The sequence below is a fragment of the Pedobacter cryotolerans genome (genome assembly GCF_005116475.1).
Classification (GTDB): domain Bacteria; phylum Bacteroidota; class Bacteroidia; order Sphingobacteriales; family Sphingobacteriaceae; genus Pedobacter; species Pedobacter cryotolerans.
Window position 1 is genome coordinate 62,266 of the sequence record NZ_SWBO01000010.1, and the last position, 15,185, is coordinate 77,450.

19 protein-coding genes are annotated in these 15,185 nt (G+C 34.2%); 8 read left to right on the forward strand and 11 right to left on the reverse strand.

What is annotated here, in order from left to right:
- Nucleotides 1-71: 71 nt before the first annotated feature.
- The 5 genes from FA045_RS15290 to FA045_RS15310 form a co-directional block, all read right to left on the reverse strand.
- Nucleotides 72-353 (reverse strand): type II toxin-antitoxin system RelE/ParE family toxin, encoded by a 282-nt coding sequence (locus FA045_RS15290; RefSeq protein WP_136877950.1) that lies wholly within the window; start codon nucleotides 351-353, stop codon nucleotides 72-74.
- Nucleotides 344-556: a DUF2683 family protein gene (locus FA045_RS15295; protein ID WP_136877951.1), complete on the reverse strand. Its 213-nt coding sequence runs from the start codon at nucleotides 554-556 to the stop codon at nucleotides 344-346. Before FA045_RS15295 ends, FA045_RS15290 begins: the two co-directional genes overlap by 10 nt.
- A gap of 106 nt (nucleotides 557-662) precedes the next feature.
- Nucleotides 663-1,226 (reverse strand): hypothetical protein, encoded by a 564-nt coding sequence (locus FA045_RS15300; protein ID WP_136877952.1) that lies wholly within the window; start codon nucleotides 1,224-1,226, stop codon nucleotides 663-665.
- Between the two features lie 31 nt (nucleotides 1,227-1,257).
- Nucleotides 1,258-2,166, reverse strand: a complete 909-nt coding sequence (locus FA045_RS15305) for an EamA family transporter (RefSeq protein WP_136877953.1) — start codon at nucleotides 2,164-2,166, stop codon at nucleotides 1,258-1,260.
- Between the two features lie 76 nt (nucleotides 2,167-2,242).
- Complete coding sequence (locus FA045_RS15310) at nucleotides 2,243-2,962, reverse strand: pyridoxine 5'-phosphate synthase (RefSeq protein WP_136877954.1); 720 nt, start codon at nucleotides 2,960-2,962, stop codon at nucleotides 2,243-2,245.
- Nucleotides 2,963-3,142: 180 nt separating this feature from the next.
- Here FA045_RS15310 and FA045_RS15315 point away from each other — a divergent pair, with 180 nt between their 5' ends.
- Nucleotides 3,143-3,373 carry a hypothetical protein gene (locus FA045_RS15315; protein WP_136877955.1) on the forward strand — a complete coding sequence of 77 codons (231 nt, stop codon included), beginning with the start codon at nucleotides 3,143-3,145 and terminating at the stop codon, nucleotides 3,371-3,373.
- A 44-nt stretch (nucleotides 3,374-3,417) separates the two neighbouring features.
- Here the strand turns inward: FA045_RS15315 and FA045_RS18980 are convergent, their stop codons facing one another.
- Together FA045_RS18980 and ahcY are read right to left on the reverse strand one after the other, a co-directional pair.
- Complete coding sequence (locus FA045_RS18980) at nucleotides 3,418-4,032, reverse strand: DUF6370 family protein (RefSeq protein ID WP_205943170.1); 615 nt, start codon at nucleotides 4,030-4,032, stop codon at nucleotides 3,418-3,420.
- 41 nt (nucleotides 4,033-4,073) lie between these two features.
- Nucleotides 4,074-5,390: an adenosylhomocysteinase gene (ahcY, locus tag FA045_RS15325; RefSeq protein ID WP_136877956.1), complete on the reverse strand. Its 1,317-nt coding sequence runs from the start codon at nucleotides 5,388-5,390 to the stop codon at nucleotides 4,074-4,076.
- 273 nt (nucleotides 5,391-5,663) lie between these two features.
- Here ahcY and FA045_RS15330 point away from each other — a divergent pair, with 273 nt between their 5' ends.
- The 3 genes from FA045_RS15330 (at nucleotide 5,664) to FA045_RS15340 (ending at nucleotide 7,009) form a co-directional block, all read left to right on the forward strand.
- Nucleotides 5,664-6,017: a DUF2752 domain-containing protein gene (locus FA045_RS15330; protein ID WP_136877957.1), complete on the forward strand. Its 354-nt coding sequence runs from the start codon at nucleotides 5,664-5,666 to the stop codon at nucleotides 6,015-6,017.
- A gap of 5 nt (nucleotides 6,018-6,022) precedes the next feature.
- Nucleotides 6,023-6,454 (forward strand): CCC motif membrane protein, encoded by a 432-nt coding sequence (locus FA045_RS15335; RefSeq protein ID WP_205943171.1) that lies wholly within the window; start codon nucleotides 6,023-6,025, stop codon nucleotides 6,452-6,454.
- 144 nt (nucleotides 6,455-6,598) lie between these two features.
- Nucleotides 6,599-7,009 (forward strand): BrxA/BrxB family bacilliredoxin, encoded by a 411-nt coding sequence (locus FA045_RS15340; RefSeq protein ID WP_136877958.1) that lies wholly within the window; start codon nucleotides 6,599-6,601, stop codon nucleotides 7,007-7,009.
- 883 nt (nucleotides 7,010-7,892) lie between these two features.
- Here the strand turns inward: FA045_RS15340 and cdaA are convergent.
- On the reverse strand, nucleotides 7,893-8,690 hold the full coding sequence (gene cdaA, locus FA045_RS15345; protein WP_136877959.1) for a diadenylate cyclase CdaA: 798 nt from the start codon (nucleotides 8,688-8,690) through the stop codon (nucleotides 7,893-7,895).
- A 74-nt stretch (nucleotides 8,691-8,764) separates the two neighbouring features.
- On the reverse strand, nucleotides 8,765-9,628 hold the full coding sequence (gene folP / locus FA045_RS15350) for a dihydropteroate synthase (RefSeq protein WP_136878033.1): 864 nt from the start codon (nucleotides 9,626-9,628) through the stop codon (nucleotides 8,765-8,767).
- Between the two features lie 55 nt (nucleotides 9,629-9,683).
- Between folP and FA045_RS15355 the strand changes: the two genes are divergently transcribed.
- The 4 genes from FA045_RS15355 to FA045_RS15370 all read left to right on the forward strand — a co-directional run bounded on the left by FA045_RS15355 (nucleotide 9,684) and on the right by FA045_RS15370 (nucleotide 13,075).
- On the forward strand, nucleotides 9,684-10,226 hold the full coding sequence (locus FA045_RS15355) for a DUF1599 domain-containing protein (RefSeq protein WP_136877960.1): 543 nt from the start codon (nucleotides 9,684-9,686) through the stop codon (nucleotides 10,224-10,226).
- 66 nt (nucleotides 10,227-10,292) lie between these two features.
- A complete protein-coding gene (locus tag FA045_RS15360) occupies nucleotides 10,293-11,444 on the forward strand; it encodes a BT_3928 family protein (RefSeq protein ID WP_136878034.1) in 1,152 nt (383 codons plus the stop codon).
- Nucleotides 11,444-12,499 (forward strand): ABC transporter permease, encoded by a 1,056-nt coding sequence (locus FA045_RS15365; protein WP_136877961.1) that lies wholly within the window; start codon nucleotides 11,444-11,446, stop codon nucleotides 12,497-12,499. The genes FA045_RS15360 and FA045_RS15365 overlap by 1 nt, the downstream gene beginning before the upstream one ends.
- A 78-nt stretch (nucleotides 12,500-12,577) precedes the next feature.
- Entirely contained in the window at nucleotides 12,578-13,075 is a 498-nt protein-coding gene (locus FA045_RS15370; protein WP_136877962.1) for a shikimate kinase, read from the forward strand.
- 57 nt (nucleotides 13,076-13,132) lie between these two features.
- Here the strand turns inward: FA045_RS15370 and FA045_RS15375 are convergent, their stop codons facing one another.
- Together FA045_RS15375 and FA045_RS15380 are read right to left on the reverse strand one after the other, a co-directional pair.
- Nucleotides 13,133-13,528 (reverse strand): acyl-CoA thioesterase, encoded by a 396-nt coding sequence (locus FA045_RS15375; RefSeq protein ID WP_136877963.1) that lies wholly within the window; start codon nucleotides 13,526-13,528, stop codon nucleotides 13,133-13,135.
- A gap of 83 nt (nucleotides 13,529-13,611) precedes the next feature.
- Complete coding sequence (locus FA045_RS15380) at nucleotides 13,612-15,078, reverse strand: tetratricopeptide repeat protein (protein ID WP_136877964.1); 1,467 nt, start codon at nucleotides 15,076-15,078, stop codon at nucleotides 13,612-13,614.
- Nucleotides 15,079-15,185 lie beyond the last annotated feature (107 nt).

Here is a 15,185-nt window from a genome sequence, read left to right on the forward strand (position 1 = left end):
AGTCAACGAACGACGAAAAAATTAACAACAAAGAAAAAAAAGGAACAAAGTGTATTTTTCCTAAAGCCCAGTTAAAGAATAGGGTCTTGTCTATTATCCCACAAAAATAGAATTACAATTTCTTTTTCTCTTATTTCATAAAAGAAAGAACATTGTTTAGCGATTATCCCGATTCTAATTTTTGGGTCTAAAGTAGATGCCTTAAAGATATGGGGATGTTCTAGTAATAAGTCGAAAGTTTGATATGCTTTTAAAAGAAATTTTTCAGCCTCTTTTAAATTCCATTTTTCTTCAATAAATAAAGCCACGGAAACAAGCATTTCGGTTGCTTTATCTGTAAAAACTAGCTCCATCTATTTGCTAGCAGCTCTTTCACTTCAGCGTAAGTTTTGGTTTCTCCATTATTAGCTTGAAGAATTCCTTTTTCAAGGCCTGCTAAAACCTGTTGTGCATAAGTTTCTTCTGATTGCTCAAAGTTGATTTCTAAAGCCTCTAGAACTGCTTTAATAGCTTTTTCTTTTGCCTCTGTTTCAGGATGTATAATAATTGTACTCATAAACTTCTCTCTTTAAAATCAACTAGCATAAAAATAATGAAATTTAATTAAGTTTTTAGGAAATATTAGTGCTCAGCCTCAGCCTCAACCTTGTATCTTTAAAACTTTATTTATTCACTTTCCAGCCTTCTTCTTTATCCAATTTTAAGCGATAAGTTTTGGTGATGAAATCGCTATTGTCTTTGCTGTTGTTTTGGAAAGGTGCAAAAACAGTGTTTACTTTTTTAAGTGAAACCGTAACTTTTGCATTATTATCGTTTACGCGAGAGAAATTGACGGGTTTTTCGCTGGCTAATTCATAGTTTACAACCTTAACCGTGGCTTTATCATTGTCTTGCTTAAATACTAAATCGCTCGCTTTATCGGTCAATTTAACAAAATATACAAAGCTACTATCTTTTGATAAAAACTTCTTTTTACTTTCTTGTAGGGTTAGGGTGATAAAACCTTCGTTGGCTAAAGTTTTGTATTTCTCTAACTCTCCCATTTCTTTTCTACTATTAAAAGTAATTTCCCCAAATTCAAATTTATCAGTTTTATATTCTGGGTTTCCTTTTAGATAAGTAACAATTACATCAGAAGCTTCTGATTCGCTAATAGTTGCTACGTTTTTGCAAGCACTAAAGGCGATGGTAATTAAAGTTATTAATAGTAATGTGTATTTTTTCATGTTTAATTTTTATGTTTTTAGTAAGGATTTTTTAATCCTTAACTTTCTTAAAGATATTCCCCTTTTTTATATTTTCCAAATTTGGGAGGATGAGGGCACTAAGTATAATAATAACACCTAACCAACGTAATAAGTTTACCTCTTCATGTAAAATTAAACTGCTCATTAGTACAGCAACAGGTAATTCGGCACTGCTTAAAATAGAACTTAAAGTTAATCCAATTTTTGGTATGCCCGCTGCAAAACACAATGGAGGAATGAAAGTGCCAAATACCGCTAGTATAATTCCCCATTTTAGTAAGCTACCACCCAAAGCACCATTAAATAAAAAAGTAGGAGGCAGACAGATGAATATTAAAATGCAAGCTCCTGTAATCATCAAAGCACTCTTTTTAAGTGGCGGATAATCATTGCCTAACTTACCATTTAACATTAAAAATATAGCGTAACAAAGTGCGGCTAACATGCCGAAAATAATACCTTCGATATTGATTTCGCTAGCTTTAGTTGTTGTAAAACCACTTGCTAAAACTGTTCCGCCTAAAATTACAAAAACAGCTAGAATTTGCATTTTACTTGGCTTCTTTTTATAAATGAAAAGCTCTAATAAAACACTTATCCATACAAATTGCATCAATAAAATGATAGCTAAAGATGCAGGAACTAATTTTACACATTGATAGTAAAACATACTTACCAAACCTGTAAATGTGCCCGCCGCTAATAATTTAAACCAATGTGGTTTAGATTTCGGATATACCTTTTTGCCAGTTTTTTTTGAGATAAAATAAAATAACCACAACAAGATGGCACCAAAAAAAGCTTGCGTGCCTGTTACATCGCTAAGTGAATAGCCATCGGCATACGCCAATTTTACAAAAGTAGAGAGGATGCCGAAACTGCAGGCACCGAATAAAACAAGGAGTATTCCTTTGAGCATAACCCCTTAATCCCCTAAAGGGGAAATTAGTTTAACTTTTTTGTTCATTATTTTAAGTCTCCGCCGCGGCGGATATTTAGGGGTTCAATTGTCTTAAATAAAGTTGTATCGTATTCTCTAATCCGAAATAAAGCGCATCGCTAATTAAGGCATGGCCGATGGAAACTTCTAATAAATTAGGAATGTTTTGTGCGAAATATTTGAGATTGTCTAAATCTAAATCGTGACCAGCATTTATGCCTAAACCTAAATCGTTCGCTTTTTTTGCTGCCGCGATGTAGGGAGCAATTGCAACTTCCTTATTTTTATGAAAATCACTTGCATAAGCTTCTGTGTACAATTCAATTCGATCTGTTCCAGTTGCTAAAGCACCTTCAACCATGTCGATAACCGGATCTACAAAAATAGAAACACGAATGCCAGCATTTTGAAACAACGAAACCATTTCTTTTAAATAAGCTTGCTCTTTTATGGTATCCCAGCCATGATTTGAGGTAATTTGCCCTAATACATCGGGTACTAAAGTAACTTGTGCAGGTTTATTTGCCAAAACAAGGTCGATGAATTTTTGCTCTTTGCAATTGCCTTCTATGTTAAATTCGGTTGCAATAACTGCTTTTAAATCAAAGGTATCTTGGTAACGGATATGTCTTTCATCTGGCCTAGGATGTACGGTAATTCCTTGCGCACCAAATCGTTCGCAATCTAATGCTACTTTAACTAAATCTGGGTTATTACCGCCTCTGCTGTTACGTAGGGTTGCAATTTTATTAATATTGACTGATAATTTTGTCATGGGGCAAAGATAAGGGTTTAAGCTGAAAGACTAAAGCGCAAAGCGAATGTATCAACCACAAAGATCACGGAGTGTGCAAAGTTAGTTTGCAAAAGGGTAGGTTCAGAAGACTTATTTGTGGGTTCGAAAAATTTGTTGCTTGTTTATTAATTATTGATGAAATTTATCAAAAACTATATTATGAAAAAATATGCTAGAATTTCTTGTGGATTTACTTCAACGGGAGCAATTAGTGGTTTAGATGAAGATGCTGTTGTAACAGAAGATTTAAATCTAAAACTTGAAAAATTTCTAAAAAAGAATAAGATTAAAGATTTTAGAATTATTAATGCAGAAACTGTAATTGTGCCAAAGCAAGATTTTACCCACAATTACAATTTAGTTTGTTTGCATTTGGAGTACGAAATTTAACCTCTTTTACTCTGTTAAAACTCAATGTTCTCTGTGTTTAATGCCTAATTCTTAGCAGGTAGAAGCTCAACTTTCTTTGCCTTAAAACGCCCGTCAACAATCTCTCCACTTACTTTTGCTTTACTAATTACATTGCAAAAGCCATGTTTTTCATCGTGTGCATCGCCAAAATCATCAATGTTTTTGCCGTCTACGAAATAAGATTTTCCATCAATTCTAATGGCTAAATCACAGCTTTTACCTTTCATGTCAAACTTACATTCTCCACAAGCTATCTCCACAATTTTGTTGTTAATTTTTGTTGCTGGCTGAGGTTTGGTTTGGGCATTTGCTGCAAAACCAAAAGAAGTTAGGAGTAGGGCGACAATTAAAGCTTTCATGATTTTAACATTAGAAGTTAACATTATTAAGGCAAATGTAGGTTTTTCATTTTCAAAAGAACTACTGTTTTTTGTAAAATAAACCCAATTGGAGCGAACATGAGCCTGCGGCACAAAGGCGAGTAAAGCGGAAAGTGGGGCAGAACTAAGCGAAGAATCACTAACATACTTTTTCTGAAAAAATTTAACCAAACAAGACATTGAAGAAACTATAAACTTAAATGAACTTAAATTTCTGATAGGGTTAAACACAAAAAAAGAGATGTACAAAATGCACATCTCTTTTAAATAATCCAAAAGCCCCTTTAGGGGTTTAGGGCTTAGTATCTGTAAGTATCTGGTTTAAACGGACCATCAACTGCAACACCGATGTAAGCAGCTTGGTGATCGTCTAAAACATCTAACTCTACACCAATTTTTTCTAAGTGTAAACGAGCAACTTTTTCGTCTAAATGTTTAGGTAACACATAAACTTTGTTTTCGTATTTACCAGGGTTAGTCCATAGTTCTAATTGAGCTAAAGTTTGGTTGGTAAAAGATGCACTCATTACAAAACTTGGGTGACCAGTTGCGCAACCTAAGTTAACCAAACGGCCTTCAGCTAAAACGATCACGTCTTTACCTTCGATGGTATATTTATCAACTTGAGGTTTAATTTCAACTTTGGTATCGCCGTAAGCGCCATTTAACCAAGCCATATCAATTTCATTGTCGAAGTGACCAATGTTACAAACAATTGCTTTGTCTTTTAATGCTCTAAAGTGTTTTTCGCGAACGATATCACAGTTACCAGTTGTAGTTACCACGATATCAGCTTCCTGAATTGCAGTGTCTAAACGTTTAACTTCAAAACCTTCCATGGCAGCTTGTAAAGCACAAATTGGATCGATTTCTGTTACGATAACACGTACACCTTGCGAGCGTAATGATTCGGCAGAACCTTTACCCACATCGCCGTAACCGCAAACAACGGCAACTTTACCAGCCATCATTACATCAGTAGCTCTTCTAATTGCGTCTACTAATGATTCGCGACAACCGTATTTGTTATCGAATTTAGATTTTGTTACCGAATCGTTTACGTTAATTGCAGGCAAGTGCAATGTTCCGTTTTTCATTCTTTCGTACAAACGGTGTACGCCTGTAGTAGTTTCTTCAGATAAACCTTTAATTGCTGCAATTAGCTCAGGATATTTGTCGAAAACCATGTTGGTTAAATCACCACCATCATCTAAAATCATATTTAATGGTTGGCGGTCTTCACCAAAGTGTAAAGTTTGCTCAATACACCAATCAAAATCAGCTTCGTTCAATCCTTTCCAAGCATAAACCTGAATACCCGCAGCAGCAATTGCAGCAGCGGCATGATCTTGTGTTGAGAAAATGTTGCATGACGACCAAGTTACCTCAGCACCCAATTCTACCAAAGTTTCGATTAAAACTGCGGTTTGGATAGTCATGTGTAAGCAGCCTGCTATACGAGCGCCTGCTAATGGTTTAGATGGTCCGAATTCTTTTCTAAGCGACATTAAGCCAGGCATTTCTGCTTCGGCTAAGCCAATTTCTTTGCGGCCCCATTCTGCCAGTGAAATGTCCTTAACTTTGTAAGGAACATAAAGAGTCTCTACTGATGACATATTTTTTGTTTTTAATTTAGCACAAAGTTACAGCATAGCATTGTGAAACCCAAACGAATAGCAGATGTTGTGTTTTTGAAATGTAAATTTCTTTTCGAAAAAGAATGGATGTGGCTTTTGGTATCTTTAGCCCTGCTAATGTTACAAGTTCGTTGTCTTCGACTACCAGCCACGGCAGGCAAGCGCTCAGACTGACACGAACTTTCCACGTTTATCAGGTTTATAAAACAAAGTTTGTGCATCAACAGCAAAAAGCATAATTTTAGCCAAGCAATGAAAATAAAAGTTTTAGGCATATTGTTAATATTGGCTTCGAATACAGAAGGATTTTTCCACTGGCTAAAACATCATTTAATTACCTGCCCATTTAAGTCTTTAACTAGTATTGATTGCCCTGGCTGTGGTATTCAGCGTTCTATTGTTGCTTTGCTGCAAGGAGATTTTTTGGCGTCGTTCAAATTATATCCTGCTACAATTCCAATCGTTGCATTATTTGGTTTTACCATTATTCATCTCAAATTTGATGTTAAAAACGGTGCTTTTTTTATAAAAATGCTTTATATTGCTGTCACTTTAATTATTGTAAGCAACTACATATACAAAATCATAACCAATCAACTAATTTAAAAACAATGTCTGAAGAACAATTTCCACAAGAAAACCCACAACAAAATAACCCATTTCAGCAGCAAAATCCCTTTCCACCTCAAAATGGAGGTATGGGTTTTAACGGTATGCAACAACCTTTGCCTAATGCAACTATCGTGTTAATTTTAGGTATTTTATCAATTTTAACCTGCTGCTGTTATGGTGTAATTGGTTTAATATTAGCAATTGTTGCTTTAGTATTAAGTAAAAAAGACAGAGCCCTTTATGCACTAAATATGGGTTCGTATACTGAGGGTTCATTTAAAAATTTAAATGCCGGTAGAGTTTGTGCAATTATAGGATTGATATTAAATATTATTTACTTAGTATTATGTATCATAGCTATTATGATGTTTGGTTTAACTGCTCTATCTGATCAAGATGCGCTTAGAGAAGCGCTAGAAAATATGAAATAAATTACCTCAATATTAAGCGAGTTGCTAATCATTTAGTAACTCGCTTTTTTTTGCCTGTAAGTCAGTAAATTGTTATTTTATTTTTGCTAAAATATAAGCGCATTAGATTTGTTATCTTTGTGCTTTAATTTAAAAAAGAAAAAGATGTATCCAGAATATTTAGTAGAACCAATGCGTGCTGAGTTAACAAACGTTGGTTTTGAAGAATTAAAATCAGCTGAAGCAGTTGATAGTGCAATAAAAGGTGAAGGTACTGTATTTGTTGTAGTAAACTCTGTGTGTGGTTGTGCAGCGGCAAATGCTCGTCCGGCAGCTAAATTGGCAGCTTCTAACGCTAAACACCCAGATAAATTAGTAACTGTTTTTGCTGGTATGGAAAAAGATGCGGTAGATAGAGCTAGAGGTTACATGATGCCTTTCCCACCTTCATCGCCATCTATGGCTTTGTTTAAAGATGGTAAATTGGTACACATGATTGAGCGCCACCAAATAGAAGGCAGACCAGCACAAATGATTGCTGATAGTTTAATTGGTGCTTTTGAGCAGTATTGTTAATTTGGTATTGCGTATAGAGTAAAGCTTATTGCGTTTGCAAAACGTGAAATAGAAACCCATCTTGGTTAGCAGGATGGGTTTTTTGTTGAGGAAGATTTAACCTATCGGCTGGTGTCTCACCATAGGTGTTCGGAACAAATTTTTAATGATTATTTATCACATAGAGATTTAGAAAAATTGATAAAAACACGGACTACGAGTGCAATTAAGATTTATTAGAAGTTACTTTTAGGCCTCAGAGAGGTCTTATATCTATAGCTAATGTGCAATTATGGTGTGCGACCCCAGCTGGGGTCGAATGTATGCCTTGCAATTGCTATACAGATATTATCCCGCTGGGATAATTGAAACCTCCGTTTAATTTTCTAACCATAATAAGACATTGAAAACATAGGCTAGCGCATTTTTTCCTATATTAACTATGTGCCTATGTGTTTAATTTTTAAACTTCCGAACATTAATGGTGTCTCACCTGCCGAAACCTTTTAGTTTTGAGGTAATTATAAGAGTGGTCGATGAGAGATCGATCATTAGAAAGCACTTCGCTCTTCGAGATGTTCTGAAAGGCATCTAGAAGAATTGATAAAGTGGATTTGAAATCCACTAGTATTTTAAGTTCGAGATGCGCTTCGATTAACATCTCGAACAGCAGGGTTCGCTTTCACCTATCGGCTCACCCGACGAAATTTTGACTTAATTACAAGTATGGTTGGTAATGACATTAACCATTAGCAAATGCATTACGATACCCAGTCGAGCTGAGTATGACGATACGCCAAAATTTAATTCTCTAAAAATTATTGAATTTAAAATTCTGAAACAACATCATCTCGGGGAAAAAATGATCTGTGTAATCTTCTTAAATCTATGTAATCAATCTTTTTTAAAAATCTTTATTCAGTAATTTCTCCAGCTCTCCAAAAGAAACATTCATTCTTACTCGGCCTTGTTTGGCGTAGGCAATTTCGCCAGTTTCTTCTGATATGATTACTGCAACAGCGTCTGTCGTTTCAGATACGCCAATCCCGGCTCTGTGGCGCAAACCGAATTGAGGGGGTAACTTATCGTTGTCTGTTAAAGGCAAAATGCAACTTGCACTTTTTATTTTGTTTTCGGCAATTACTACGGCTCCATCATGCAGCGGACTGTATTTTTGAAAGATGCTCTCTAATAAACGTTTAGATATTTTAGAGTCGATTAACTCGCAACTGTTGCTAAAAAGTTCGTCGTCGTAAAACTTTACAAAAACAATTAATGCCCCAGTTCTAGTTTTTTTCATGCTTTTACAAGCATCAATAATGGGTTTAATTCGAATTAAATTATCACGTTCTAAATCTTTACTACCAAACAAATAACCCCACCAAGCTTTGTTTTTTTGCAAAAATGTATTTTTACCCAAGTGCAGTAAAAAACGCCTAATTTCTGGTTGGAAAATAATAATGAGTGCCATAATCCCTACACTCATAAATTTATTGATGATGGTAGAGAGCAAATCCATATTTAAACTTTTTACCAAATGGTAAAAAAGAAAAATGATGAGCATACCCAACAATAAATTAACTGCTAAGGTGTTTCTTATTAAACTATATACATAATAAATCAGTATGGCTACAACTAAGATGTCTATTATGCTTACCCACGTAATTTTATCTAGCAGAAAATCGAAATCAAAGTTTTTCATTGAGCCTAAGTTAGGTATTTAGATGTTTGAAATCAATTTTAAGAGGAATATTGAGTGTAAAGCATGAAATTTATTTAGAAATAAGCAAATTTTACCTTTTCTGATAGTTTAATGCATTCAATTGATGCTTTTACATCGTGAACTCTTAAAATTGCGGCACCCTTTTGTAGGGCAATCGTATTTAATACGGTAGTTCCGTTTAAAGCGTCTTCATTTTTAATGTCAAGAACTTTGGTAATCATCGATTTTCTTGAAAAACCAACTAAAATTGGTAGTTCAAAAATGTTTAGATCAGCCATTTTCTGCAAAAGCTCGTAATTGTGATCGATGGTTTTAGCAAAGCCGAAACCTGGATCTATGATTATATCCTTCACACCTAATTTTTTTAATGCAGCAATTTTTTCTGTAAAATAAATAATCACTTCAAGAGTTAGGTTTTGGTAAGTTGGCTCATGCTGCATGGTTTGCGGTGTACCTTTCATGTGCATCATGATGTAGGGTACTTGCAGTTTTGCAACTGTGTCAAACATATCTTTGTCTAAGCTTCCGGCAGATATATCATTAATGATGTGTGCTCCTGCAGTTTTGCATTCTTCAGCCACTTTTGCCCTAAAAGTATCGATTGAAATTAAAGTATCCGGAAATTCTTTTGCGATGGCTTGTACAATGGGAATAGAACGATTGAGTTCTTCATCAACTGAAATATCTACTGCGCCTGGTCGTGATGAATAGGCACCAACATCAATAAATGTAGCGCCTTCATTGATAAACTTTTCAGTAGCTTTTAAAGCTTCATCAACTGTGTTTATCCGGCTGTTGCCGTAAAAGGAATCCGGGGTAACATTTAAGATGGCCATTACCGCTGGAGAACTCAAATCTATCAGTTTACCTTTGCAGTTTAGTGTTACTTTTCGGTTTAAAAATGTATCTTTAGCCATCATTTGATACAAAAATAGGTATTAAAATGGCTTTAAACTAAATATTTTAATTGTTTTGGCAGTAAATACATCTCAGGAATACGATAGCGTTATAGCGGTTTGCAAATCTCTTTTTTTAAAGAAAACCAAAGATTATGGAACAGCTTGGCGCATATTAAGACCATCGTCTATAACCGATCAAATTTTTATTAAAGCACAACGCATTAGAACTTTAGAAGAGAAAAAAGTTTCTAAAGTAGGAGAAGACATTACATCAGAATATGTTGGTATTGTTAATTACTGTGTGATTGCGATGTTGCAATTAGATTTAACAGAAGCCGATCCAAATGAAATGGAAGTGGAGTTGGTTGAAAATCTGTTTGATCAAAGAGTTAACGAAACTAAAGAATTGATGTTTGCTAAAAACCATGATTACGGTGAAGCTTGGCGTGATATGCGCATCAGTTCGTTAACAGATTTGATCTTGATGAAAATTTTAAGGGTAAAACAAATAGAAGATAATTTGGGGCAAACAGTAGTTTCTGAAGGTGTAAAAGCCAATTATCAGGATATGTTAAATTATTCGGTTTTTGCCTTGATTAAACTTGGGGTTAAATAAAGATAGCAAGTTAAATAGAATGGAAACCCTTTCTCAAATCTCATATCTAACATCTCAAATCTTATGATGCAAAAAGCAGCTTTAAATTTTTCTAGATGGTTTGTTGGGTTATTGTTCATCTTTTCTGGATTGATCAAGGCCAATGATCCGTTAGGATTTGGCTATAAGCTGCAAGAGTATTTTGAGGTTTTTCATATCGCTTTTTTAAACGATTGGGCAACGGGTATCGCCATCATTTTATGCGTTTTAGAAATTGTACTTGGTGCATTGTTATTATTTGGTTTTTGGATAAAACAGGTAACTAAAGGACTATTGGCTATCATTATTTTCTTTACATTTTTAACGTTTGTTTCTGCTGCTTTTAAAGTAGTTACCTCTTGTGGCTGTTTCGGAGATGCCATTCCGCTAACGCCTTGGCAATCGTTTAGTAAAGATTTGGTGTTGCTGGTAATGATTGTATACCTATTCATTCATCAAGCTAAAATACAGCCATTTACTACTAAACCCGGTGTGCAAAGTGGCTTGTTTTCTGCGGTTTTTGCGGCATCTTTATTTTTTGGAACATTTACTTATAACTATTTACCCATCGTAGATTTTTTACCTTATAAAGTGGGTTCGAGTATCCCGGATAATATGAAAATCCCGGCAGGTGCTGCACAAGATGAATACTTGATCATGTATCAGCTTAAAAACAAAAAGACTGCTGAAACTAAAACCATGAGTGATAAAGATTATCTCAAAGAGGAAATTTGGAAAGATGAAAACTGGGAGATTGTGGGAACACCAGATAAAAAACTTATTAAAAAAGGATATGATGTAAAAATTAAGGATTTGATGATTGCTGATGCCTCTGGAACAGATTACACCAAAGAATTAATCGAAAACCCGTACTATAATTTAGTTGTTGTTGCTTACGATTTAAAACATACTGATGAAAATGCAATGGGCGAAATAAATGCTTTGACCTTAAATGCAGCTGAACAGTTTAATATCCGCACCGTATTACTAACCTCTAACTCTGCTCAAGATGCAACTGCATTTAGTAAAAAAATGAAATTATTTGCCGAGGTTTTTTATGCTGATGCTGTGCCGTTAAAAAGTATGGTAAGAGCAAATCCGGGTGTTTTGCTGCTAAAAAACGGAGTTATTGTTGATAAATGGCATTACCATGGTTTGCCGTCTTTTGATGAATTTACAGAAGATTACTTTAGCAAATAATGGGAGTTTACGCACTTAGAAAATTATTATATGGCTTTGCAGTAATGGCAGGGGTAATTTTAGTTGTTTTTGTGCTATTTAATATTTTACCTGGCGATCCGGCTCGAATGACAATGGGCCAACGTTCTGATGTACAGTCATTAGATGCAGTACGTAAAGAATTTGGCTTAGATCGCTCTAGACCTATTCAATTTTTTTTGTACATCAATGATTTATCTCCAATCAGTATTCATCCAAACACAGTAGAAAATCAAGATAAATATCATTACCAAAAACTTTTTACCATAGGCGATGATGCAGTGGTGTTAAAAGCGCCTTATCTCAGAAGATCGTATCAAACCAAAAGAGATGTAACTACTATACTATCAGAAACTGTACCTAATACTTTTGTGTTGGCATTAACTGCGATGATTTTTGCAACCATTATTGGCGTGTTTTTAGGGGTGCTTTCGGCAGTGCATCAAGGTACTTGGATAGATAATGCAGCAAATACTTTTGCCATTTTGGGCATATCGGCACCATCTTTTTTCGCCGGTATTATCATTGCATGGTTATTCGGCTTTGTATTGGCTGATTACACTGGTTTAAATATGAGCGGCAGTTTGTATAGTTACGATCCTTTTAAAGGAGAAATTATTACTTGGCGAAATTTATGGTTGCCAATGATCACTTTAGGTTTACGTCCATTAGCCATTATTGTACAATTAACCCGCAGTGCGATGTTAGATGTATTGGCGCAAGATTATATCCGTACGGCTAGGGCAAAGGGTTTAAGCAGAAATGCAATCATCTATAAACATGCCTTAAAAAATGCATTAAACCCGGTAATTACAGCAGTTTCTGGTTGGTTTGCATCGCTTTTGGCAGGCTCCTTTTTTGTAGAATATATTTTTGGTTACAATGGGTTAGGAAGAACTACCGTTACAGCTTTAGAGATGTCGGATTTTCCGGTAGTAATGGGTTCTATTTTATTTATTGCCTTTGTATTTGTGGTGGTAAATATTCTGGTCGATTTGCTCTATGCATGGGTAGATCCAAGGGTGAAACTTTCATAGATGGGAGTAGTGAGATGTGAGATTTGAGACGAAGTTTGCCAACAATAAAACAATTTATCAATACAACAATTTTTGAATATGAAGATTTTTCTTATCGGATTTATGGGCTGTGGCAAAAGCACCAAGGCGAAACAATTGGCTAATCGATTAGACTGCCCTGTTATCGATTTAGATGCCGAAATTGTGAAAAGTGAGGAAATGTCTATTGCCGAATATTTTGAAAAACACGGTGAGGCTGCCTTTAGACAATTGGAAAGTGATACGCTGAAAACATTTGATTATCCAGAAACATGCGTTGTGGCAACAGGCGGTGGTTTGCCTTGTTTTTTCGATAACATAGAGTGGATGAACGAAAATGGTAAAACCGTTTATCTACAAATGTCACCTCCACAATTGGTATCTCGTTTACATAACAGAGAGAAAAGACCTTTGCTTAAAGGTATGGATGATGAACAATTATTGGCTTTTGTAGAAATGAAATTAGCCGAAAGAAATCCGTTTTACAACCAAGCAAAAATTGTAATTAATGCATTTGATTTAGATGCAGAGATTTTGGAAGAACGGTTGAAGGTTTAATGGGAAGTTGGATAGTTGGGAAGTTGAAAGAAGGAAATATAAGTTGCTATAATCAATCTAAGCCATGTCATCAAACTGTTCCTCGATATATTTTATTTTTGTTTTGCCATGAGGAGTTGGATCGCCATAATCGTTAATGTTTACGAATACAATCTTGTCAATGGTTAAAATACTCTTTCTGGTAATTTTATTTCTAACCTCACAACACATGGTGATGGATGTTGTACCAAAAGCAGTTGCAGTTATACCCATTTCAATAATGTCGCCGAGTTTGCCAGAGCTTACGAAATTAATTTCAGACATGTATTTGGTAACTACCTTTGGGTTCTCTAATTGTACTATTGCATAAATTGCCGCTTCTTCATCAATCCATTTTAATAAGCTTCCTCCAAATAAGCCTCCATTTGGGTTTAGGTCTTCAGGTTTAATCCATTTTCGAGTGTGAAAATTCATAATTGTATAGATTTTTTAGTTAGCGCTAAATATAGAATTTTAAGCCACGAAAACAACAATAACCTTGATAAACTGTATTTCTATTATTTGCTTTTTGTATGATCTATTTTAGCCGCTATATTTTTTATTGAAGTATCTAAACTTTCAACAGATTCTAATAAAACGTCTTCCATTTCTGCATAAGTTGAGGTCTTGCTATTACTCAATTGAATAACATTTATAATACCCAAAATATTTGATAAATGTTTACGAACATCGTGAGAATTGATATGAGCAATTTCATTATTTAATCTTTCGTAAGTTAACTTATTAAATCTTTTTTTAGCCAATGCAGCTCTATAAAGTAGAAATAATGCTAAAATGCTCATAAAGCCTATTATGAGCGATAGAAATAGATAATTTTTTCTTACTTCCAAATTTTCTTCTGCCATATCATACCTATTTTTGATGTCACGGTATTTTAATATATTAGAGATGTTCTCTGTGCTAGATTGTTTTTCTGTGTACTGAGTAAGTTGTTCTATTGTTTTTTTGTAATAGTACATTGCAGAATCTACATTGCTTTCTTTTAAATAAACATCAATTAATAGCTTATTTAATTTACTGCTTAAAAAAGGTAATTTTTTTAAATCTCCAGTGCCTAACATAATTAGAATGAATTTTTTAGCTTTTTCTGGCATATTAAACTCAGTATATGCCTGTGCTAAGTGGTAACCACTCATTAATTCATCATCATCTTTTGGGCTACTTATTACCTTTCTTATTTCGTCAATTGCCGCAGAATCGTTTTTTAGCAATAATTTCATGTACATCAATCTATGAAACGTAACCTCATCATCAATAGCATTCTTTTCTAATGCTTTATTTGTATAATATTCTAATAATTTGGGTTTCCTGAGGTAGAAGTAAACAATAGCAATTTTATTATACAATAAATTATTTATATCAGGTAGGTCTTCATCTTTTGCTAATTCAACTCCTTCTTTTAAAGTATTTAGTGATTTTTTATAAAGGCCTATTTTTAAATAGACATCTGCTAATCCAATATGATTTACAATCAGTTGTTTACGATATTGATTTCTTTTTTGTCGAGCCAATACATTTTCAATAATCTTGTAGTTTTCTATGGCAACAACATAGTTTTCGAGACTGGTTTCTACATTAGCCAATAGAATTAGTAGCCTTATTAATTGATCTTCAAGTATTTTCGGTTCTTCTAATCCTTTTTGAGCATAAAATTTAGCTTTGCTTAGTTGAAGAAGATTTTTAGCGCTATTCGCTTCTATTTCATAAATGTACGCTTGTTTATGCGGTATTTCACTATCTTCAAGAGCGGTTATTAATTGGTCTTTATTGCTTATTATCCTATCTAATGGAGCATCGATAATGTATTTATTTATTAATGGATATAACTCTTTTATAGCCATCTTGGGCTGCATTTTCATTACTATTTCCAATCTTTTTGTTAAATTTTCAACAGCGCCAACTCTAAAAGAAAATAGTAACAAAACTAAAGTCAAGAGGTATAATTTTGCAAGATTATTTTTCATAGAAATACAAACTTTAATTTTAATTGAAATTTAAAACAGGTGTAAATCAATGGATTTTGTTTTTATGTTAATTCTAAATTGTTTTAATAGCTTATGTCTTTTTTAGC

Excerpts from the sequence above, each read along its gene's own strand:
- FA045_RS15360 (WP_136878034.1), top strand. The coding sequence starts at position 10,293 with ATGCAAAAAGCAGCTTTAAATTTTTCTAGATGGTTTGTTGGGTTATTG.
- ahcY (WP_136877956.1), bottom strand. The coding sequence starts at position 5,390 with ATGTCATCAGTAGAGACTCTTTATGTTCCTTACAAAGTTAAGGACATT.
- FA045_RS15375 (WP_136877963.1), bottom strand. The coding sequence starts at position 13,528 with ATGAATTTTCACACTCGAAAATGGATTAAACCTGAAGACCTAAACCCA.
- FA045_RS15330 (WP_136877957.1), top strand. The coding sequence starts at position 5,664 with ATGAAAATAAAAGTTTTAGGCATATTGTTAATATTGGCTTCGAATACA.
- FA045_RS15365 (WP_136877961.1), top strand. The coding sequence starts at position 11,444 with ATGGGAGTTTACGCACTTAGAAAATTATTATATGGCTTTGCAGTAATG.
- FA045_RS15290 (WP_136877950.1), bottom strand. The coding sequence starts at position 353 with ATGGAGCTAGTTTTTACAGATAAAGCAACCGAAATGCTTGTTTCCGTG.
- FA045_RS15370 (WP_136877962.1), top strand. The coding sequence starts at position 12,578 with ATGAAGATTTTTCTTATCGGATTTATGGGCTGTGGCAAAAGCACCAAG.
- FA045_RS15340 (WP_136877958.1), top strand. The coding sequence starts at position 6,599 with ATGTATCCAGAATATTTAGTAGAACCAATGCGTGCTGAGTTAACAAAC.
- cdaA (WP_136877959.1), bottom strand. The coding sequence starts at position 8,690 with ATGAAAAACTTTGATTTCGATTTTCTGCTAGATAAAATTACGTGGGTA.
- FA045_RS15305 (WP_136877953.1), bottom strand. The coding sequence starts at position 2,166 with ATGCTCAAAGGAATACTCCTTGTTTTATTCGGTGCCTGCAGTTTCGGC.
- FA045_RS18980 (WP_205943170.1), bottom strand. The coding sequence starts at position 4,032 with ATGTGCATTTTGTACATCTCTTTTTTTGTGTTTAACCCTATCAGAAAT.
- FA045_RS15315 (WP_136877955.1), top strand. The coding sequence starts at position 3,143 with ATGAAAAAATATGCTAGAATTTCTTGTGGATTTACTTCAACGGGAGCA.
- FA045_RS15300 (WP_136877952.1), bottom strand. The coding sequence starts at position 1,226 with ATGAAAAAATACACATTACTATTAATAACTTTAATTACCATCGCCTTT.
- FA045_RS15295 (WP_136877951.1), bottom strand. The coding sequence starts at position 556 with ATGAGTACAATTATTATACATCCTGAAACAGAGGCAAAAGAAAAAGCT.
- FA045_RS15335 (WP_205943171.1), top strand. The coding sequence starts at position 6,023 with ATGTCTGAAGAACAATTTCCACAAGAAAACCCACAACAAAATAACCCA.
- folP (WP_136878033.1), bottom strand. The coding sequence starts at position 9,628 with ATGGCTAAAGATACATTTTTAAACCGAAAAGTAACACTAAACTGCAAA.
- FA045_RS15310 (WP_136877954.1), bottom strand. The coding sequence starts at position 2,962 with ATGACAAAATTATCAGTCAATATTAATAAAATTGCAACCCTACGTAAC.
- FA045_RS15380 (WP_136877964.1), bottom strand. The coding sequence starts at position 15,078 with ATGAAAAATAATCTTGCAAAATTATACCTCTTGACTTTAGTTTTGTTA.